Source organism: Streptomyces sp. NPDC049585, from assembly GCF_040675615.1.
Lineage (GTDB): Bacteria > Actinomycetota > Actinomycetes > Streptomycetales > Streptomycetaceae > Streptomyces > Streptomyces luteosporeus.
In genome coordinates this window covers 85,116-103,061 of sequence record NZ_JBFAPE010000015.1, presented here as the reverse complement: position 1 = coordinate 103,061, position 17,946 = coordinate 85,116, and the positions used below count along the sequence as shown (strand labels likewise).

Here is a 17,946-nt window from a genome sequence, read left to right as displayed (position 1 = left end):
GGGTGACAGCGACGGCGAATGTACGCAGCGGCCCGTCATCCCCCGGTCACCCGGCGGTCATCGCCGCCAGGTCCGTCGGCCTCCCCCCGGCGGAGGGTGCGCCGGCCCACCAGGAGGCCGCCCAGGCACCCCGCGACGAACCCCCACAGCAACCCCAGCCCCACCAGCAGCGGCAGGCGCGCCCGCAGCGAGACCTCCCCGCCGAAGTCCCCCAGGTCGCCCACGCCGATCACCGACAGCCCGTAACGCGCCGAGACGTGCGTGAGCAGGCCCACGACCAGCAGCGTCAGGGCCAGCGCCACGGCGAGACGGACGCCGTGCCGCCAGGCCGGCGCGCGCTCGTGGGTCCGGGCGGCCGTGACCAGGCCCGCCGCGATCAGGGCGACCGCGGCCACCACGACCAGCAGCCAGGCGCGGCCGTCGTGCCGGGCCAGGGAGGCGACGTCCACCGTCGCCGGGGCGCCGTCCCCGCCCTCGCGCAGCACGGCCGCCAGCGCCTGCGGCATCGGCAGGCCGATCGCATCCGGCACATGGCCCTCCCACTGGCCGCCCAGCCCCACGCCCAGCGCCATCCACGCGAGGTTGGGCAGGCCCAGCAGCAGGACCGCGAACGTCTCGGCGACGTGCCCGTGCGTGAAGGCGACGACGACACCGATGAGCAGCCCCAGCGCGACGTACGCCAGCAGCACCGCCACCATCGCGAACGCCGCCGGGCGGACGGACTCCTGCAGCCGCACCAGCCGCGTGGGCAGCGGCGTGCCGCGCGAGACCGCCACCGCCACGGCCAGCAGCACCAGCAGCCACAGCAGGCCGTACCCCAGCGTCGGGCCGATGGCCGCGCGGAAGCCGACCGTGGGCGTCACGCCCAGCAGGTCGCCCAGCTCGTCGAGGAACTCCTCGCCGATGCTGATGCGGAAGCTGTGCCGCGCGGCCAGGGCCACGCCCAGCAGGCCCAGCAGCCACAGCACCGCCGTGCGGGCGACCCGCGCGAGCAGCTCGCCGCCCCCGGCCACCGCCCGGTGCCGCAGCGGGCGCAGGAAGAGCCGGGCGACGGTGAGGGCCCCGGCCAGGGTCACCGACAGCGGTACGGCGGCCAGTCCGGCACCCGTACGGCCCAGCACGCCCGCCGCGCCCGACAGTTCCACGGTGCCGCCGACCGCGGCGACCACCGCGGCCGCCACCACGGACGGGAACGCGCCGTCGGGCAGCACGGTCGCGCCCGCGGCCCACAGGCCGAGCGCGGCCACCACGACCATGACGGCCAGTCCGGCGACCACCGTCACCAGGGCGTCCCGCCAGGCCCGCAGCTCGTTCATGTCCGCCAACCTAAACCGGCCGCCGCCCGGCCACCCGTCCGCGCGGGCGGCCGGGGGACCGGTGGCCTGTGCGCCGTACGTCCGCTTGCGGGGCGTACCGGTCAGGAGCACACAATGTGCGCAGGGGCGGTGCATTGCGTACAGACCATCGACAGGAGCAGGGACCGTGTCGTCCGAACCGCCGTCAGGAAACCGTCCCAGCGGCCCGCCGTCCGGCCCCCTGTCCGGGCGGGGCTCCCAGCCACCGGCCTCCTCCGGGGCCGGCGAACCGACCCGGGCCGGCGGCCCCGCGGAGCCCCCCGGCCCGTCCGGACCCTCCGGACCCTCTGGACCCTCCGGCCCGTCCGAGCCGCCGCGGCCCCCGTCCGGGGAGGGCCCCGTCCCGGGCGGCGGCGCACCCACCCGCCCGCCCCGCTGGCGCTCGAAGGCCGTACTGATCACCGCCGGCGTGCTCGTCGCCGCCGCGCTCGCCGTCTTCTTCCTGCGCCAGTCCGGCTCCTCCGGCGGCGAGGTCCTGCTGCAGGCCGCGGGCTCCAACGGCCGCGACCCGTTCACCCAGTCGACGGCCAAGGAGTACGGCAGCTCGGCCAGCGCCCACCCCGCGATCCCCGCGGGCGGCGGCAGCGGCCCCCACAACATCGCCGGCAACACCGCCGGCCTGTACGGCGGCTCCCGCAACCACGCCAACTGCGACGTCGAGCGCCAGATCGGCTACCTGACCCAGGACCAGAACAAGAGCCGGGCCTTCGCCGGCGTGGTCGGCATCGACCCGGGCGGCCTGACCGGCTACCTGCGCGGCCTGACGCCGCTGCAGCTGCGCTCGGACACCCGCGTGACCAACCACGGCTACAAGGACGGCTCCGTCACGAGCTTCCAGTCCGTGCTGCAGGCCGGCACCGCCGTGCTCGTCGACGACCGCGGCCTGCCCCGCGTCCGCTGCACCTGCGGCAACCCCCTCACCCCGCCCGTCGCGGTCCAGGGCACGCCCAAGGCCACCGGCGACACCTGGCCCGCCTACAAGTACGCCGACGTCGTGGTGGTCACACCGGCCGACTCCGTCATGGACGTCATCACCGTCTACGACCCCGACACCGGCGAATGGTTCGAACGCCCGGTCGGCACCGACGGCGACCAGGACCGCTCCGTGTCACCGCCCAAGGGCGGCATGAGCTCCAGCGCACCGGGCAGGAGCAGCGCACCGCCGCCCCCCGGCAGCAGCCGGGCGCCGCAGCCCCCGCCGCCGCCCGCCCCGCCGCACAGCCCGCCGCCGACCTCGCCCCGCACGACCCCGCCCACCACCCCGCCGTCGAACCCCTCACCGCCGCCGGCGTACGGGCCGCCCCCCGTCCGCGCGAACTGAAGGCTCCCGCCGATGCCCGACCCGCCCTCCGCCCTGCGCCCCTCCGCCGCCGGTACCGGCCGACCGGACGGAGGGCGCCCGGCGGCCCGGCCCCCGGCCGGCCCGGGCGTGGCGGCCCCCGTGCTGCTGACCGCGGCGGCCGTGGTCTACAACGACTGGCTGCTGGCCTTCGTCCTGCCCACCGGCCTGGATCCGCGGCACTCCTACGTCAGCGAGCTCTACGCCGTCGACCAGCCCTTCCACCACTTCTTCAGCGCCATCGAGATTTTCGCCGCCGTCCTGGTCACGGCCGGTGCCCTCCTCGCCCTGCGCGGCGCGCGGGGCCGCTGGGCGCAGGCCGGCTGGTGGTCCCTGGTCGCCTTCGGCGCGGCCTCCGTCGCCGACGTCGTCATCCCCATGCGCTGCGCCCCCTCGGTGGAGGCCGGCTGCGAGGCCGTCAACCCCTGGCACACCTCCACCAGCGCCCTGGTCCACGCCGCGCTGTTCGCCTCCATGGCCCTGCTCGTCGTCGCGGCCGCCACCTCCCCGCCCGGTTCCGGCTGCCCGCTGGTGCGGCGCCTGGGGCCCTGGGTGCTCGGCAGCGCGCTCACCACGGCCCTGGCCACGGTCGGACCGCTGTTCGGGCGGCCCGGCTGGCACGGCGTGCCGCAACGGGCCCATCTGGCGCTCGTGGGCGTGTGGTTCCTGCTGCTGGCCCGCTCCCTGGACCGGGCGGCGGCCGCCGCCGGTCGGTAGGGGAGCGGGGCGCCCGTCGGCCGGGCGCCCCGCTGCATGTCGTACGTCGGTACGTCGGTACGTCAGACGGAGTCGACGCGCCACCACTGCTGGGACTGGAAGTTCTTGTCCCACAGCTGAGCCTGGGCGCCGTCACCGGGCACATTGGTGTCCCGGTCCAGCACGGTGTTGCGGTTGTTGTAGAACAGGCCGTTGTAGACGGCGAGGTCGCCCGAGTAGGTGTACCAGCGCTGCTGGGCGGAGCCGTTGCACTGCCACAGCTGCACCCGGGTGCCGTTGCGGCCGCCGCCGTTGGTGTCGGCGTCCAGGCACATGCCCCGGAAGCGGACGCTCTCCAGCGATCCGTCGCCCCAGGAGATCCACGCCTGCTGGGCCGACTTGTTGCACTGCCACACCTGCACCTTGGTGCCGTTGCCGCCGGCGTTGGCGTCCGCGTCCAGGCACTGCCCGGGCGTCGGCTGGTAGAGGCTGGCGATCCGGACGACGCCCGGCCAGGCCTGCGGCCCCAGGGCGCGGGCGCCGTCGGGGAGCCGGTGGGTGGAGGCCGCGGCGGCCGCGGCGCCGTCGGCCGGGTGCGCAGCCCGGGGCGTGGCGGTGGCCGTGGCGATCTGCGTCCCGGTGAGCGCTGCCGTGGCCAGCGCGATGCCGAGCACGACTCGTCTTCGAGGCATGGACGATCCCTTCCTGGGGCCGTTGCCGTGCGTGCGTGATGACGTGGTCATGCCTACTTGGCCGGGTGTCCGCCGTCCATACGCGCAACCGGCCACGCGCCGCCGGTGCCCCGCAGGGCTCAGGGCAGCAGGCCGTAGACGTGCAGCGCCCCGGAGAAGGTGGCCAGGTGGACGCGGCCGTCCGCGATCGTCGGCGGGGTGAACTTCGCGAACAGCCCGACGTCGTCACGGGCGGCGTTCATCGTGCTGTTCCACACCTCCTGCGTCAGGTCGGTGGCCCGGTAGGCCCGCAGGACGCCCCCGACGACCGCTTGATTGGCGTCCGCACGGTAGGGGTGCGAGGCCCACACCAGACCCGAGGCCGGATCCCTGCCGTCGGCGGAGACCGACAGGAAGCCGCCCGGCATGCCCGGCGACCCGCCGGGCACCCCCACCGGATCCACCGTGGTGCTGGTGGAGACCGGTGCCGGGTCCAGCAGGGCGCCGCGGAAGCGGTACGCGCGCAGGTACGCGTTCTCCGGCCAGACGTACACCCACGGGCCGCTGCCCGCGAAGTCGCCGTACACCGCCCCGCCGTGGATGTGGTGACGGGCCCCGTCCGGCGGCACGACAAAGAAACTCTGCGGGATCTGGCTGTCCGAGCCGGCGTGGAAGTGCCCCAGGCCGTCCATGTCGAGCAGGTAGAACTTCCCCTCCTTGCCGCCCCCCAGCAGCCGCCTGGTTCCCGGGATCAGCAGCGGGCCCGACGAGCCCAGGTCCGTGTCGCCGGCGTCCAGAGCGGCGTTGTCGAACGGCGAGAACCAGTCGGCCACGGCGAGGCCGGGACGGAGCTTGACGACGCAGTCGCCCAGGTCCGAGCCATCGGAGTGAAACCCTCCGTTGCCCGTCATGAAATACAGGCAGCCCTCCTCGTCCACCCCCAGGCCGCGCCCCGCCTGCCAGATCCCGCCCAGGCCCGTGTGCGGTGTGCTGACGAACGCGCCCGCCGGCCGCAGCGTCGCCGCGTCGAAGGCGATCACCCAGCCGTGGTACGGACGTCGGTCGCCGTACGCGGCGAACGCCGCGTACACCCGGCCATTGGCCAGCGTCAGCGCCGCCCGCTGGATCTGCCGGCTGCTGGTGAAGGCGATCCGGCCGCCCACGCTGCCCTCGCCGTCCCCCGGCACCTCGGCGGCGATCCGCACCGGACCGCCCAGCACCTCCCGGCCGGTGGCCACGTCGAGCGCGTGGAGGGCGTGGTGGTACTCCCCGCCCTCCTTCGTGAACGCGACCGCGTACAGCACCCCCCGCTCCCGGTCGATCACCGGCGTGCCGACCACCCCCACCTCGACCTCGATGTCCCGGTAGCCCCGGGGGCCGATCTGCGGATCGGGCAGCGGGCAGGACGGCCCCAGCGAGGCCCGCCACAGGGGCGCGGACGCGGCGGGGTCGGCGGCGTCGAAGGCGTACACGCTGTTGTGCATCGTCGCCACGAACACCACCGGGCGCCGTCCCGCGCCCGGCACCTCCACGCACGGCAGGTGGAGCGGCTGTGCGTAGACGTGGCCGTCGACCGCACGGCTGAAGAGCTTGCCGAAGGTGGCCGGGCGCACCGTCTCCGGGCGCAGCAGTACCTCCCGGGCGTTCAGGCCCGTGCGCCGATTGTCGTTGTGCTGCGTCGTGACCGCCACCGGCATGGTGCCCCCGTTCCCCGGTCCTGGCGCCCCCGGTCCAAGGGTCCGTGGCGCGCACCCGGGCCGACAATCACCGGAACGGATGAACGCACCGCGCCGCCGTCCCCGTTTACACCCCCGGCCCCCGGGTACCCGGCGCCGGTGACGAGGAGAGATGCGCATGAGGAGTGACCAGCCGTGAGGGCCCGCCGCCGCAGGAACCGGCCGTCCGTCGTCGTGGTGACCGGCGCCAGCGGCGGCGTGGGCCGGGCCACCGCCCGTGCCTTCGCCGCCCGCGGCGCCGACCTGGCGCTGCTGGCCCGCGGCCACAAGGGCCTGGAGGCCGCCGCCGCCGAGGTGCGCCGCGCCGGGGGAGCGGCCCTGCCGCTGACCGTCGACGTCGCCGACCACCGGGCCGTCACCGCCGCCGCCGACCGCATCGAGGAGGTCTTCGGAGCCGTCGACGTCTGGGTCAACAACGCCTTCACCGGCCTCTTCGCGCCCTTCGTCGAGATCGAGCCCGAGGAGTTCCGGCGCGTCACCGAGGTCACCTACCTGGGCTACGTCTACGCCACGCATGCCGCCCTGTCCCGCATGCTGCCGCGCGACCACGGCACGATCGTCCAGGTCGGCTCCGCCCTGGCCTACCGCGGCATCCCCCTGCAGTCCGCGTACTGCGGCGCCAAGCACGCCATCCAGGGCTGGAACGAGTCGCTGCGCTGCGAACTGCTGCACCAGGGCAGCAAGGTGCGCACCACCATGGTGCAGCTGCCGGCCCTGAACACCCCCCAGTTCGGCTGGGTCCTCAACCGGATGTCCCGCAGGCCGCGCCCCGTCGCGCCCATCTACGAACCCGAACTGGCCGCCCGCGCCATCGTCCACGCCGCCGAACACCCGCGCCGCCGCGAGTACTGGGTCGGCGGCAGCACCGTCGCCACCCTCCTCGCCAACGCCGTCGCCCCCGGCCTGCTGGATCGCTACCTCGCCCGGACGGGCTACGACGCCCAGCTGACCGACGACCCCTCCGCACCCCTGGACCCCGTCAACCTCTGGCACCCCGTCGACGACGACAGCGGGCGCGACTACGGCGCCCACGGCCGCTTCGGCCCCGGCGCCCACGTCCACGGGCCCCAGCTGTGGCTCTCCGAACACCGCACCACCACCGTCGCCGCCGGCGCGGCGGTCGCCGCGGCAGCGGTCGCCGCGTTGCGCACCCGCATGGACCACGGACGGCAGGGCCGGTGACGACGCCATGACCGGTGACGGGGAGCTGACCGACTCCAGGCGCCGCACCCTCCTCGCCCGCCACGGCGAGGCCCTCGACCTGTTCGCGGACCGGGTGCACACCATCCGCCCCCGGCAGTGGCACGACCCCACGCCCTGCACCGACTGGACCGTACGCGATCTGGTCAACCACCTGGTCGTCGAGCAGCTGTGGGTGCCGCCGCTGCTGGACGGCGCCTCGATCGCGGACGTCGGCGACGCGTACGACGGCGACCGGCTGGGCGACCACCCCACGGCCGCCTGGGACCGGGCCGCCGCGGCGGCCCGCGAGGCGTTCACCGCCCCCGGCGCCCTGCACCGCACGGTCGAGCTGTCGTACGGGCGCACCGCCGCGCACGCCTACTGCGCCCAGATGACCGCCGACCTCGTCGTCCACGCCTGGGACCTGTCACGGGCGATCGGCGCCGACGAACACCCCTCCAAGGCCCTGGCCGACTTCACCCGCCGCGAGTTCGGCCCCTACGCGGGCAGCGGCGTCCCCGGCATCTTCGACGCCGCCGTCGACCCGCCGCCGGGCGCCGACTCCTGGCAACGGCTGCTGGCCCAGCTGGGACGCCGGGTCTGACCGGGAATGCACCCGGGAAACCGCACGCCTAGCATAAAAACATGGGAGTAGAGGACACCTTTTATGTCGTCGTAGCGGGTGACACGCTCTCCAAAATAGCTGCGCGGTTCCACACGACCGTCCAGCAGCTCCAGGCGTGGAACCACATCCCCGACCCGGACCACATCGAGGTCGGGCAACGCTTGCTCGTCGCCGAGGCATCCTCCGGGTTCATCCCGTTCCCGGGCGCCGACTGGTTCCGGCTTAAACCGAACAGTCCCCTCATCGGCATGATGGGCATACGGCTGGTGGAGGAGGACTGCTCCGCCTACGGGCCGGACGGCCCCCAGACGCAGTGGAACCAGGAACACCGCAATTCCTATGCGTTGTGGCAGGAGAAGCTCGGCTTCACCGGAGCGGACGCGGACGGCTGGCCCGGGCAGAAGTCCTGGGACAAACTGCGCGTTCCCTATCCCGGTCCCCTCTAGGAGGTGAACCATGGCCACGGAGATCTGCACCCACACCAATCTCAGGCCCACGCTGAAGGTCGGGTCGGAAGGGCCGGCCGTCAAACAGGCACAGTGCTATCTGAACAACAGCCTCTCCCAGACCGAACTCACCGTCGACGGCAAGTTCGGTCCGCTCACCGAGACCGCCACACGGCGCTTCCAGGAATGCGCCCGGATCACCGTCGACGGAGTCATCGGCGCCCAGACCTGGTCCCACCTGACCTTCTTCGCCAACAGCCCGGAGTTCGCCTGCTGAGACCGGCGGCACGAGGCCGCCGGTACGCTCACCCCATGTCCAAGATCGAAATAGATGAGTTGACCGCCGAGTTCTTCGGTGCCTTCGACAACAGGGACGGCCGGACCGCCGACGTGGAGCGGATCCGCCGGCTGTTCCTCCCGGGCGGGATCATCGTCATGACCGGGCCGCAGTTCACGGCGTACACCGTGGAGGAGTTCATCGAGCCCCGCGAGCGGCTGCTGAGTGACGGGCGACTGGTCGAGTTCTCGGAGTGGGAGACGTCCGAACGCACCGAGATCGTCGGCGACATCGCCTCGCGCTTCAGCGAGTACCGCAAGTCCGGCATCCGCGACGGCGAGCCCTTCGAGGGCAGCGGCACGAAGACGACCCAGTTCGTCCGCACCCCCGAGGGCTGGCGCATCGCCGCACTCTCCTGGCACGACCACGGCTGAGGCCGTGCGACCCGTCGTCACTGCATGTGCGTGACGGCGCCGTGCCCGGCCGATGCGGTGCACCGGTAGACCTGCAGGGTGTAGCCGCGGCCGATGCTGATGTGCGTCGGCCCGTTGAGGGAGGGGTACGGTGGCCGCCCGGGAACATCGGTGTCCTCCACGGGACGCCAACTGCCCGAGCCGCCGTCCCACTCGGCGCCGTCGAGCGTCAGCAGCGGTTCGACGGGCGCGCCGCACGGACAGGACAGCGGGAAGGGCCAGGGATCGGTGAACGTCCACCAGGCCGCCCAGCCGCCCGCCTTCCACCCGGGCGCCACCGAAAGGTCGTACTGGTAGTGCCTGCCCTCGCCCTGGTCCTCCCAGGCGTGGATCCGCTCGCACAGCCCCTCCGGAAGGTCGTCGCCCGCCGGGTACTCGACGACCTGCTCCGGATGCAGCACGCACGGCGCGGGCACGTAGTACTGCGAGCCCACCACCTCGGGCCGCGGCGGCTCCGTGAGCACCGCCTCCACGTCCGCGGCCCGCCGCCAGCGCAGGTGCACGGCGGGTACGTAGGCGTCGCCGTGGTCGAACGGACACCACAGAACCTGCAACAGGTCCGTCCCTTCCGGGCAGAAGAGGTCGGGAACGTCCCGTGCGTACAACTGGGCGACAGGTATCAGCGGCACGGGCCCGGCGGGAAGCGCACTCGCCGGCAGCCCCGCATTGATGCGCTGGACGGTCTCGCGCTCCTCGGGCGTCAGGAAGTCCTCCCCGGCCGCACACGACCGCGCCCAGCCGGCGGTCAGGATCCGCCGCAGCGTCCCCACGTCCTCCAGCCGCACCGGCCGGTGCACCTCATGCCCCTCCTCACACACCGGCCACGCCTCCCCGACCGGCCACAACAGCGGCCCACCCACGGAACTCTCCCCCACAGTGGGAGCCCCCGGCCGCGGGTGCAGCCGGGTGGTGGTACGGGCCAGAGCAGTCAGCTCCGGGAAGACGGCGGCGATCTCGAGCGGCCGCGGCGGTGTCGTACGGGTCATGAGGAGCATGCAAACATACGCAGCAGGAACCATGCATGGGTGAAGGGACACGCTGGTGAGCCACCCGGCACAGCGCGAAGTGACGGCCGTGGCCGCCTCGGTGGCGAAGCAGCTGAGCGGCACCGACCACGCGGTCGACGTCACGCTGTCGGCGGTGGCCCCCCTGGAAGAGGGCTTCCCACCCCGCTCGCCACTCCTCCACCTCGCCCGCACCGTCGCCCACCCTGCCACGGTCACGACGGTACGCCCCCTCAAACCCCCGCACCGCTGGCCCAGCCACCTCCAGCAAACCCTCGAATCCATTGCCGCCCACCCCGGCAAGGCAGAGGCCACCCCTGGGGCACCGTCCATCGCCGCCACAGTGGAACACCACCTGGGCACCGTACGCATGGCCGCCGAGGCCGTCGTCACGGAGCCCGGCGACTACGCGTCGACCTGGCGAAGGGACTTCGTACTCGTCACCGCCACGCACATCGCCCTGCTCACCGTGACGATCGACGACTGAGACGGCCGGGCTCAGGAACCGCCCGCCGCCTTGCGGAATTCCTCCGTGAACGCCTCGCAGAACGCCTTCAGGTCGTCCGGCTTGCGGCTGGTGATCAGGGTGTTCGCGCCGCCCGTGCAGACCTTCACCTGCTCGTCGACCCAGGAGCCGCCCGCGTTCTGGATGTCCGTGCGCAGGCTCGGCCAGGACGTGAGGGTGCGTCCGCGCAGGACGTCCGCCTCGACCAGGGTCCACGGGCCGTGACAGATGGCGGCCACCGGCTTGCCGGCGTTGAAGAAGTCGCGGATGAAGGCCACCGCCTTCTCGTCCATGCGCAGGAAGTCGGGGTTGGCGACCCCGCCGGGGAGGACGAGCGCGTCGTAGTCCGCCACGCCCACCTCGCCCACGGTCTTGTCGACGGGGAAGGTGTCGGCCTTGTCCAGGTGGTGGAACGCCTGGATCCGGCCCGGCTTGGTGGAGACGAGGTGCGGTGTGCCGCCCGCGTCCTCGACCGCCTTCCAGGGGCTGGTCAGTTCGACCTGTTCGACGCCCTCGGGCGCCATGAGGAACGCAACCTTCATGATGTCTTTCCTTTCGTGAACTCTTCGGTCCGGCGGGCCTCGCGCCTGCGCGCCTTCCTGCGCCTGCGCCCCGCGCGGGCGCACCGCAGCAGCTCCTCCGCGTACGGCAGGGCCACGAACGCCGCGACGCCCGCGGCGATCCCGGCGAGGTAGCCGGGCGGCAGCGGGGTGCGGCGCGGCACCAGGCGCCAGGCGTGCGGGTCGCCCCGGCCGCCGCGCAGCAGTGAGCGCACCTGGTCGGGGTGCAGGCACATCAGCGAGGCCAGCGCGGCGAAGGGCAGTGTCTCCAGGAAGCTGTGGATGTGCTGTTCAACGGGTGTGACCTCACGCTCGCCCCGTACGGCCGTACGCACGTCCCACAGGGCGGTCGCCTCGTGCGCCGCCGTCGCGCCCAGTTGCACGCTCAGCAGCAGCGGGTTGACCTCGCACAGCAGGGTCAGGGCGATGGGCAGCCCGACCTCGGTCATCATCATCGAGTGGATCACCGACTCCTTGGTGCCGGAGGTCTCCTCGATGGCGGTGCGCCGGTGCATGACCCAGTCGGCGAGGCCGGGGACGAACCATCCCGGCAGCACCCCGTACATCAGGTAGCGGGTCGTGGCGTCCTGGACGTCATCGCTCATGCAAAGGGCTCCTCGAAGACGATGGGACGGAAAGGGCGTTCTCATGCCACCCGGTGGGCCTCGGCCTCGGCGCTGCGGAAGCGCAGCCCGTGCCCGGGCCGGCCGTCCGCGCCCGGGCGCACCGCGCCGCCCGTCGGGTCGAGGGCGCCGGTGAAGTACGCGGACTCGATGCGCACGTGGTCGTGGAACCACTCGATGTGCCGCAGGTTCGGCACGCAGGCGGCCACGTGCGCGTGGACGTGCGGGGCGCAGTGCCCCGAGATCTCCAGGCCGTGCGCCTCCGCGACGGCGGCGGCCCGCAGCCAGGCCGTCAGTCCGCCGCAGCGGGTGGCGTCGGCCTGCAGGCAGTCCACGGCGGGGGCCATGCGCGCGAAGTACGGCAGGTCGTAGCCGTACTCGCCGGCGGCCACGTCGCAGGCGCACGCCTCGCGCACCAGGCGCAGGCCCTCGAGGTCGTCGGAGGAGACGGGCTCCTCGAACCAGCCGACCTCCAGCTCGGCCAGCGTCTTGCCGACCCGCACCGCCTGCTTGCGCGTGTAGGCGCCGTTGGCGTCCACGTACAGCGCCACGTCCGGGCCGACGGTCCGCCGGGCGTGGCGGACCCGGTCCAGGTCGCGCGGCACGGCCCGGCCCCACGACTCCCCGATCTTGATCTTGACGCGGCCGATGCCGTGCCCCTGCACCCAACCGGTCAGCTGCGCCGCCATGTGCGTGTCGTGGTACGTGGTGAAGCCGCCCGAACCGTAGACCGGCACCTCCCGCGCCACCCGGCCGATCAGGCCCGTGAGCGGCACGTCCAGCAGCCGGGCCTTCAGGTCCCACAGGGCGATGTCCACGGCCGACAGCGCGCACGCCACCAGCCCCTGCCGGCCGGCGTTGCGCACCGCTCGTCCCATGGCCTCGTTGGCGCCCGCCACGTCCAGCGCGTCGCGCCCCACGACCTGTTCGCGCAGCAGCGCGGTGACGGCCTGGGCGGCCGTGGCCGGTGCGTACGTCCAGCCGAGCCCGGTGGTGGTGCCGCTGCGCGCCTCCACCACGACGAGCGTGGTCGCGTCCCAGGCCAGCGTGCCGTCGGCCTCGGGGGAGTCGGTGGGGAAGGTGTAGGCGCAGGCCTCGACGGCCTCGATGGTGGCGCCCGTCGCATCCGCGCTCATCGCCGGCCTCCTGCGCTTTCGATCAGCCGGGTCGCCGCCCGGTCGGCCAGGGCCATGATGGTCAGGGCCGGGTTGGCGCTGCCCTGTGTCGGCAGCACGCTGCCGTCCGTGATGAAGAGGTTGGGCAGCGCGAACGTCCTCAAGTCCCCGTCGACCACGCCCTCCTGCGGCGTGCGGCCCATCCGGCAGCCGCCCACCAGGTGGGCGTAGCGCTCCATGGTCATCAGTTCCGTCGCACCGGCCGCGGTGAGGATGCGCTCCATCGTCTTGCGTGCCGCCTCCAGCAGCAGGTCGTCGTTCTCGCAGTGGCTGTGGTCGAAACGGGCCACCGGCAGGCCGTGCCGGTCCTTCTCGTCGGCGAGCGTGACGCGGTTGTCCGCCTGCGGCAGGAACTCGCACAGCGCCCCCATGACCGCCCAGTGCACGTAGTCGGCCATGCGTTCGCGCAGGTCCCGCCCGTAGTGGCCCTGCGCCGCAACGTGCTCCGCCCAGGTGATGGGCAGCGGCGAGACGGTCTGCAGGGAGAACCCGCGCCGGTACGGGCGCGTGGGATCGGTCTCGTAGAACTCCTCCGAACACACCTCCGGCGGCGGCGCCTTGTACATGCGGATCTCTTCGGCGAAACGGCCCGCGGTCTGCGGCGCGCCCTGCACCATCACGTAGCGCCCCACCAGGTCGTGGTCGTTGCACAGGCCCTCGGGGAAGCGGGGCGTGGCCGAGTTCAGCAGCAGACGGGGCGTTTCGATGGAGTAGCCGGCGATCGCCACCGCCGCGGCCCGCTGGAAGCGCTCCCTGCCGCCGCGCACGTACCGCACGCCCGTCACCCGCCGGCCCTCCCGGTCGGTCTCCACCCGGGTGACCATGGCGTCCGCGCGGATCTCCGCGCCCCGGTCGATCGCGTCGGGCACGTGCGTGATCAGCGGGGACGCCTTGGCGTCCACCTTGCAGCCCTGCAGGCAGAAGCCCCGGTAGATGCAGTGCGGACGGTTGCCGAAGCGGCCGTTGGCGATGGCGACCGGTCCCACGCGCGCTTCGATGCCCAGCGCCGCGCACCCGGCCAGCACCACTTCGCCGTTGCCGCCGACCGGGTGCGGGGGATGGGGGTGGGGGTGCGGATCGCCCCAGGGCCAGAACTGCCCGGCCACCGGCAGCTCCCGCTCGATGCGCTCGTAGTACGGCTTGAGGTCCTCGTACGCGATCGGCCAGTCGGCGCCCACGCCGTCGAGGGTGCGCGTACGGAAGTCCGAGGGGTGCAGGCGCGGCACGTAGCCCGCGAAGTGGACCATCGAACCACCCACGCCCCGTCCGGAGTTGTTCGACCCGAGCGGCACGGGGTGACTGCCGCCGACCACCCGCGGCTCGTTCCAGTACAGGTGGTGCGAGCCCCACTCGTCGCTGACCCAGTCGCGCTGCGGGTCCCAGAACGGGCCCGCCTCCAGGCACACCACGCGCCACCCGGCGTGCGCCAGCCGCTGGGTGAACGTCGCCCCGCCCGCCCCGCAGCCGACGACGGCCATGTCGACCTCGTCATCGTCGTCGAAGCTGCGCATCGTCTCGCGCAGCCGGCCGACGTGCGGCAGCCAGGCGGAGGCGTTGCGCCGCCGCACGTCGCCCTGCGGCCGCGCGGTCTCCCGCAGGGTCCGCCACCAGGCGCCGTCACTCACCGCTTCTCCTCCCACGGCTCGCGCAGCCCCCGGCCCAGCCGCAGGTAGCCGCGCGGATAGGCCGGTCCGCCGAAGCCGATCTCGTCCCAGGCGTACGGGTGCGCGTAGTACGCCTCGCAGGCGTAGCGCGTCCAGAGCGACCACACGTGGGAGGCCTTCATGCCGTACCACTGGCCGCCGCTGAGCTGCAGGATGTGCCGCAGCAACCGGTCGCGGTCGCCGTAGCCGAGCTCGGCGAACGTACGGCCGTCGTGCCGCAGCCGGGCGTCCTCGTCGAGGCCCGCCAGCGAGCGCCGCCACGCCTCGTCGTCCTCCGGCACGTCCGCGTACCGCCAGCCGTCGCGTTCCGCTGTCGCCAGGCGCGCGTCGATCACGCTCAGCACCGGGACGGGCGGGTCCTCCGGCGTACGGGCCAGGAGGTGGTCGAGCAGCGCCTCGGCCGCCGCCTCCTCGGCCGGCGTGAAGAACCGCAGCGGCGGCTGCGGCGGGGCCGCCAGCCGGGCGAGCACCACGCCCGCCGTCACCGCGTCCCAGGTGCCCGCCCGCCCCACGACGTCGCGCCCCCGCCGCCCCGGCCGCCGGGTGCCGGCGTGCTGATCCGGCATGCTCACTTCTCCCGCCGCAGGGCACTCGCCAGCAGGCCCATGCCGCCGACCATGCTCATCAGCAGCGGGGCGAACAGGGGAGGCCCCAGCTCGATGTTGTAGCGGGCCATCCGCCAGCCGCCGGGCTTCGCGGCGATGCCGCGTACGTGCAGGTACGTGCCCTGCAGGCCGTTGGCGACGATCGCCGCCGACGCCAGGGGCAGCGCCGTGCGCGCGGCCCGTTCGCTGGAACAGCCGGCGATGCCCGCCGCCAGGCCCACCGGCCCCAGCAGCACCGGCCACCACATGACGCGATTGCCGAAGCCGGCCCGGTCGTGCTCCAGGAAGATCTCCGCGGCCGTCACCGCCGAACCGGCGGCCGTCAGCAGCGACAGCGACCGCTGCAGCCGCCCGTGCCGGATGTCGTACGCCGCACGCCGCGGGCGGCCACGGGTGCGCACCTGCGGCCGCCTCACGACTCCCGCTTCCCTTGCGCGTCGGACCCGCTGGACGATTCGGACCTGTGGCCGCCCGGCAGGAACTCCTGGATCTTCGCCTTGATGCCCTGCCGCAGCACGTTCTTGCGGTCCGAGTCGCCCTTGAGGATGGCCGCCGCGGTCGACTCGATCTGATCCCAGTCCGCGTGCGGCGGGATCGGCGGCACGGCCGGGTCGGTCACGAACTCCACGACCGCCGGGCCCTTCGCCGCCAGCGCCTGCTGCCAGGCGTCCGTCACCTGGTCCGGGTCCTCCACGCGGATGCCGGTCAGCCCCAGCTGCCGCCCGAACTCGGCGTACGAGACGTCGGGCAGCTCCTGCGAGGGCAGGAACTGCGGCGAGCCGCCCATCGCCCGCAGCTCCCAGGTGACCTGGTTCAGGTCGCGGTTGTTCCACACCGCCACCACCAGCCGCGGGTCCTCCCACTGGTGCCGGTACTTGGCCACCGTGATCAGCTCGGCCATGCCGTTCATCTGCATCGCCCCGTCGCCGACCAGCGCCACCACCGGCCGGTTGGGGTGCGCGAACTTCGCGCCGATCGCGTACGGCACCCCGCAGCCCATCGTGGCGAGCGTGCCCGACAGCGAACCGCGCATCGAACCGCGCATGGTGATGTGGCGCGCGTACCAGTTGGCGACCGACCCCGAGTCGGAGGTCAGGATCACGTCGTCGGGCAGCAGCGGCGACAGCGCCCGCGCCACGTGCTCGGGATTGACCGGCTGCGCGGAGACCGCCGCCCGCCGGTCCATCACCTCGTGCCAGCGCTGCACATTGGAGATGACCTGGCTCTGCCAGCCGCGCTTGTCCTTGCGCTTGAGCAGCGGCATTAGCCGCAGCAGCGTCGCCCGCGCGTCACCGATCAGGTTGACCTCGTACGGGTAGCGCAGGCCCGCCATGTGCGGGTCGAGCTCGATCTGCACCGCCCGCGCCTTGTCGAACTCCGGCAGGAACTGCGAGTACGGGAAGTTGGAGCCGATCGTCAGCAGCGTGTCGCAGTCGCGCATCATCTCGTACGACGGGCGGGTGCCCAGCAGCCCGATCGCGCCCGTGACGTACGGCAGCTCGTCGCTGAGCACGTCCCTGCCCAGCAGCGCCTTCGCCACGCCGGCGCCCAGCAGCTCGGCGACCTGCTCCACCTCGCCGCGCGCCCCGCGCGCGCCCTGGCCGACCAGGATCGCCACCTTCTCGCCCGCGTTGAGGACGTCCGCCGCCCGCTGCAGCGCGTCGTCCGAGGGCACCGCCTGCCAGCCGCTGCGGTCCAGGCTGGAGGGAATCATCTTGAACGAGTGCGTGGGCGGCGAGTACTCCAGCTCCTGCACGTCACCGTGGATGATCACCGCCGTGGGGGCCCGGCGCGCGTACGCCGTGCGCACCGCCCGGTCCAGCACGTTCGGCAGCTGCTCGGGGACGGTCACCGTCTCCACGAAGTCGGAGGCGACGTCCTTGAACAGCGTGTGCAGGTCCACCTCCTGCTGGAACGCCCCGCCCATCGCCGAGCGCGCCGTCTGGCCCACGATCGCCAGGACGGGCACGTGGTCGAGCTTGGCGTCGTAAAGCCCGTTGAGCAGATGGATCGCACCCGGCCCGGACGTCGCCACGCACACCCCCAGCCGGCCGCTGAACTTGGCGTAGCCCACCGCCTCGAAGGCGGCCATCTCCTCGTGCCGGGCCTGGATGAAGCGCGGCTGGTCGTCGGCGCGGCCCCAGGCCGCCAGCAGACCGTTGATGCCGTCGCCGGGATAACCGAAGACCCGCTCCACGCCCCACTCGCGCAGCCGCTCCAGGATGTAGTCGGAAACCTGCTCGCTCATGCCTGTCCTTCTCCACCTGTCGCTGATCGTTGCCTGGTCGTCGCCTGGTCGTTGCTCGTCCGTTCGTCCGTTCGGGGTGGTTCGGGCGTGCGTTCCGTCCGCACGGGTAACCCCGGGCCGCGGTGCCGAAACCTCCCGCTCCCGCATGGCCCAGCGCCTCCCGGCGCACCGACCCGGCGCCGCCCCGACACGCCGCACCCGCCCGGTGGCCGGGGCGCGCCCGGCCGATGGCCGATACTCGGGGCATTCCGGGCCCCGCCGCGCGGGCGGGGCCCGGTACGCGCACGGGCAGGCGCAGGGCGGAGGAGGAGCGACGATGCTGGCCGCGGCGGCGGAGATCCTCGGCTGGTGGGCCGGGCTCACCGCACTGTGGGCCGTGCTGATCAGCTCCCTCGACCCCCTCGACCTGGCCATCGGCGCCGCCGCCTCCCTCCTGGCAGCGGCCGCCGCCCGCGGCGCCCGCCGCGCGGCACGGGGCGCGCGGTGAGGCGCACGGCGCGGAGCGCCATGCGGCGGGCGGCAGGGCGAGCGGGGAGCGCGCGCGGCGCAATGCGCCGCTGTGCCGGCGCATACGGCGTGCGCTGCGCCGGCGCGTACGGCGGGCTCATGCCGTGGGCGCGCGGGGTGCGTTGCTCCGGCGGCTACGGTGGCCTTGCCCCGTGCCCGTGCGAGGAGCGTAGCCTCGGCGCATACGCTGGGCTGGGCGTACGTACGCGCGGGGTGCGCCCCGCCGGCGGGTGCGGCGGCGCGCCGCGCCCCGGC

Annotated in this window: 20 protein-coding genes; 9 read left to right on the top strand and 11 right to left on the bottom strand. The window is 73.6% G+C overall.

Annotated features, from left to right (window positions below; all coding sequences use genetic code 11):
• Nucleotides 1–35 precede the first annotated feature (35 nt).
• A complete protein-coding gene (locus AB0K17_RS17715) occupies nucleotides 36–1,316 on the bottom strand; it encodes a streptophobe family protein (RefSeq protein WP_365983476.1) in 1,281 nt (426 codons plus the stop codon).
• Between the two features lie 448 nt (nucleotides 1,317–1,764).
• On the opposite strand from AB0K17_RS17715, the gene AB0K17_RS17710 reads away from it, so the two are divergent.
• Together AB0K17_RS17710 and AB0K17_RS17705 are read left to right on the top strand one after the other, a co-directional pair.
• A complete protein-coding gene (locus AB0K17_RS17710) occupies nucleotides 1,765–2,676 on the top strand; it encodes a DUF6777 domain-containing protein (RefSeq protein ID WP_365983475.1) in 912 nt (303 codons plus the stop codon).
• A gap of 12 nt (nucleotides 2,677–2,688) precedes the next feature.
• Complete coding sequence (locus AB0K17_RS17705; protein ID WP_365983474.1) at nucleotides 2,689–3,411, top strand: DUF998 domain-containing protein; 723 nt, start codon at nucleotides 2,689–2,691, stop codon at nucleotides 3,409–3,411.
• Nucleotides 3,412–3,473: 62 nt separating this feature from the next.
• On the opposite strand, the gene AB0K17_RS17700 is transcribed toward AB0K17_RS17705, so the two are convergent.
• Together AB0K17_RS17700 and AB0K17_RS17695 are read right to left on the bottom strand one after the other, a co-directional pair.
• Nucleotides 3,474–4,082: an RICIN domain-containing protein gene (locus AB0K17_RS17700; RefSeq protein WP_365983473.1), complete on the bottom strand. Its 609-nt coding sequence runs from the start codon at nucleotides 4,080–4,082 to the stop codon at nucleotides 3,474–3,476.
• Between the two features lie 119 nt (nucleotides 4,083–4,201).
• Nucleotides 4,202–5,758: a hypothetical protein gene (locus AB0K17_RS17695; protein WP_365983472.1), complete on the bottom strand. Its 1,557-nt coding sequence runs from the start codon at nucleotides 5,756–5,758 to the stop codon at nucleotides 4,202–4,204.
• Between the two features lie 174 nt (nucleotides 5,759–5,932).
• On the opposite strand from AB0K17_RS17695, the gene AB0K17_RS17690 reads away from it, so the two are divergent.
• The 5 genes from AB0K17_RS17690 to AB0K17_RS17670 are packed head-to-tail and all read left to right on the top strand — an operon-like array spanning nucleotide 5,933 to nucleotide 8,761.
• A complete protein-coding gene (locus AB0K17_RS17690; RefSeq protein WP_365983471.1) occupies nucleotides 5,933–6,979 on the top strand; it encodes an SDR family oxidoreductase in 1,047 nt (348 codons plus the stop codon).
• 7 nt (nucleotides 6,980–6,986) lie between these two features.
• The gene (locus AB0K17_RS17685) at nucleotides 6,987–7,583 is read left to right on the top strand and encodes a TIGR03086 family metal-binding protein (protein ID WP_365983470.1); all 597 of its coding nucleotides are present in this window, start codon (nucleotides 6,987–6,989) and stop codon (nucleotides 7,581–7,583) included.
• Nucleotides 7,584–7,624: 41 nt separating this feature from the next.
• Entirely contained in the window at nucleotides 7,625–8,050 is a 426-nt protein-coding gene (locus AB0K17_RS17680) for a peptidoglycan-binding protein (protein WP_365966289.1), read from the top strand.
• Nucleotides 8,051–8,060: 10 nt separating this feature from the next.
• Nucleotides 8,061–8,327, top strand: coding sequence for a peptidoglycan-binding domain-containing protein (locus AB0K17_RS17675; RefSeq protein ID WP_365983469.1), 267 nt, complete (start codon nucleotides 8,061–8,063; stop codon nucleotides 8,325–8,327).
• Between the two features lie 35 nt (nucleotides 8,328–8,362).
• Nucleotides 8,363–8,761, top strand: a complete 399-nt coding sequence (locus AB0K17_RS17670; protein WP_365983468.1) for a nuclear transport factor 2 family protein — start codon at nucleotides 8,363–8,365, stop codon at nucleotides 8,759–8,761.
• Nucleotides 8,762–8,778: 17 nt separating this feature from the next.
• Here the strand turns inward: AB0K17_RS17670 and AB0K17_RS17665 are convergent, their stop codons facing one another.
• Nucleotides 8,779–9,786: a hypothetical protein gene (locus AB0K17_RS17665; protein WP_365983467.1), complete on the bottom strand. Its 1,008-nt coding sequence runs from the start codon at nucleotides 9,784–9,786 to the stop codon at nucleotides 8,779–8,781.
• A 55-nt stretch (nucleotides 9,787–9,841) separates the two neighbouring features.
• Between AB0K17_RS17665 and AB0K17_RS17660 the strand changes: the two genes are divergently transcribed.
• Entirely contained in the window at nucleotides 9,842–10,291 is a 450-nt protein-coding gene (locus tag AB0K17_RS17660) for a hypothetical protein (protein ID WP_365983466.1), read from the top strand.
• Between the two features lie 11 nt (nucleotides 10,292–10,302).
• Here AB0K17_RS17660 and AB0K17_RS17655 read toward each other — a convergent pair whose 3' ends face one another.
• The 7 genes from AB0K17_RS17655 to AB0K17_RS17625 are packed head-to-tail and all read right to left on the bottom strand — an operon-like array spanning nucleotide 10,303 to nucleotide 17,184.
• On the bottom strand, nucleotides 10,303–10,851 hold the full coding sequence (locus AB0K17_RS17655) for a type 1 glutamine amidotransferase domain-containing protein (RefSeq protein WP_365983465.1): 549 nt from the start codon (nucleotides 10,849–10,851) through the stop codon (nucleotides 10,303–10,305).
• Nucleotides 10,848–11,474, bottom strand: a complete 627-nt coding sequence (locus AB0K17_RS17650; protein ID WP_365966282.1) for a diguanylate cyclase — start codon at nucleotides 11,472–11,474, stop codon at nucleotides 10,848–10,850. The genes AB0K17_RS17655 and AB0K17_RS17650 overlap by 4 nt, the downstream gene beginning before the upstream one ends.
• Before the next feature lie 41 nt (nucleotides 11,475–11,515).
• Nucleotides 11,516–12,628, bottom strand: a complete 1,113-nt coding sequence (locus tag AB0K17_RS17645; protein ID WP_365966281.1) for an enolase C-terminal domain-like protein — start codon at nucleotides 12,626–12,628, stop codon at nucleotides 11,516–11,518.
• Nucleotides 12,625–14,292, bottom strand: coding sequence for a GMC family oxidoreductase (locus tag AB0K17_RS17640; RefSeq protein ID WP_365966280.1), 1,668 nt, complete (start codon nucleotides 14,290–14,292; stop codon nucleotides 12,625–12,627). Before AB0K17_RS17640 ends, AB0K17_RS17645 begins: the two co-directional genes overlap by 4 nt.
• Nucleotides 14,289–14,897, bottom strand: a complete 609-nt coding sequence (locus AB0K17_RS17635; protein ID WP_365983464.1) for a gluconate 2-dehydrogenase subunit 3 family protein — start codon at nucleotides 14,895–14,897, stop codon at nucleotides 14,289–14,291. The genes AB0K17_RS17640 and AB0K17_RS17635 overlap by 4 nt, the downstream gene beginning before the upstream one ends.
• 2 nt (nucleotides 14,898–14,899) lie before the next feature.
• On the bottom strand, nucleotides 14,900–15,352 hold the full coding sequence (locus tag AB0K17_RS17630) for a hypothetical protein (RefSeq protein WP_365966278.1): 453 nt from the start codon (nucleotides 15,350–15,352) through the stop codon (nucleotides 14,900–14,902).
• The gene (locus AB0K17_RS17625; protein ID WP_365966277.1) at nucleotides 15,349–17,184 is read right to left on the bottom strand and encodes a thiamine pyrophosphate-requiring protein; all 1,836 of its coding nucleotides are present in this window, start codon (nucleotides 17,182–17,184) and stop codon (nucleotides 15,349–15,351) included. Before AB0K17_RS17625 ends, AB0K17_RS17630 begins: the two co-directional genes overlap by 4 nt.
• Before the next feature lie 316 nt (nucleotides 17,185–17,500).
• Here AB0K17_RS17625 and AB0K17_RS17620 point away from each other — a divergent pair, with 316 nt between their 5' ends.
• Nucleotides 17,501–17,671 carry a hypothetical protein gene (locus tag AB0K17_RS17620; RefSeq protein WP_365966276.1) on the top strand — a complete coding sequence of 57 codons (171 nt, stop codon included), beginning with the start codon at nucleotides 17,501–17,503 and terminating at the stop codon, nucleotides 17,669–17,671.
• Nucleotides 17,672–17,946 lie beyond the last annotated feature (275 nt).

Bases quoted from the DNA above. Each gene is read 5' to 3' on its own strand.
- AB0K17_RS17715 (WP_365983476.1), bottom strand. From the start codon at position 1,316: ATGAACGAGCTGCGGGCCTGGCGGGACGCCCTGGTGACGGTGGTCGCC.
- AB0K17_RS17705 (WP_365983474.1), top strand. From the start codon at position 2,689: ATGCCCGACCCGCCCTCCGCCCTGCGCCCCTCCGCCGCCGGTACCGGC.
- AB0K17_RS17700 (WP_365983473.1), bottom strand. From the start codon at position 4,082: ATGCCTCGAAGACGAGTCGTGCTCGGCATCGCGCTGGCCACGGCAGCG.
- AB0K17_RS17695 (WP_365983472.1), bottom strand. From the start codon at position 5,758: ATGCCGGTGGCGGTCACGACGCAGCACAACGACAATCGGCGCACGGGC.
- AB0K17_RS17685 (WP_365983470.1), top strand. From the start codon at position 6,987: ATGACCGGTGACGGGGAGCTGACCGACTCCAGGCGCCGCACCCTCCTC.
- AB0K17_RS17680 (WP_365966289.1), top strand. From the start codon at position 7,625: ATGGGAGTAGAGGACACCTTTTATGTCGTCGTAGCGGGTGACACGCTC.
- AB0K17_RS17675 (WP_365983469.1), top strand. From the start codon at position 8,061: ATGGCCACGGAGATCTGCACCCACACCAATCTCAGGCCCACGCTGAAG.
- AB0K17_RS17670 (WP_365983468.1), top strand. From the start codon at position 8,363: ATGTCCAAGATCGAAATAGATGAGTTGACCGCCGAGTTCTTCGGTGCC.
- AB0K17_RS17665 (WP_365983467.1), bottom strand. From the start codon at position 9,786: ATGACCCGTACGACACCGCCGCGGCCGCTCGAGATCGCCGCCGTCTTC.
- AB0K17_RS17655 (WP_365983465.1), bottom strand. From the start codon at position 10,851: ATGAAGGTTGCGTTCCTCATGGCGCCCGAGGGCGTCGAACAGGTCGAA.
- AB0K17_RS17650 (WP_365966282.1), bottom strand. From the start codon at position 11,474: ATGAGCGATGACGTCCAGGACGCCACGACCCGCTACCTGATGTACGGG.
- AB0K17_RS17645 (WP_365966281.1), bottom strand. From the start codon at position 12,628: ATGAGCGCGGATGCGACGGGCGCCACCATCGAGGCCGTCGAGGCCTGC.
- AB0K17_RS17635 (WP_365983464.1), bottom strand. From the start codon at position 14,897: ATGCCGGATCAGCACGCCGGCACCCGGCGGCCGGGGCGGCGGGGGCGC.
- AB0K17_RS17625 (WP_365966277.1), bottom strand. From the start codon at position 17,184: ATGAGCGAGCAGGTTTCCGACTACATCCTGGAGCGGCTGCGCGAGTGG.
- AB0K17_RS17620 (WP_365966276.1), top strand. From the start codon at position 17,501: ATGCTGGCCGCGGCGGCGGAGATCCTCGGCTGGTGGGCCGGGCTCACC.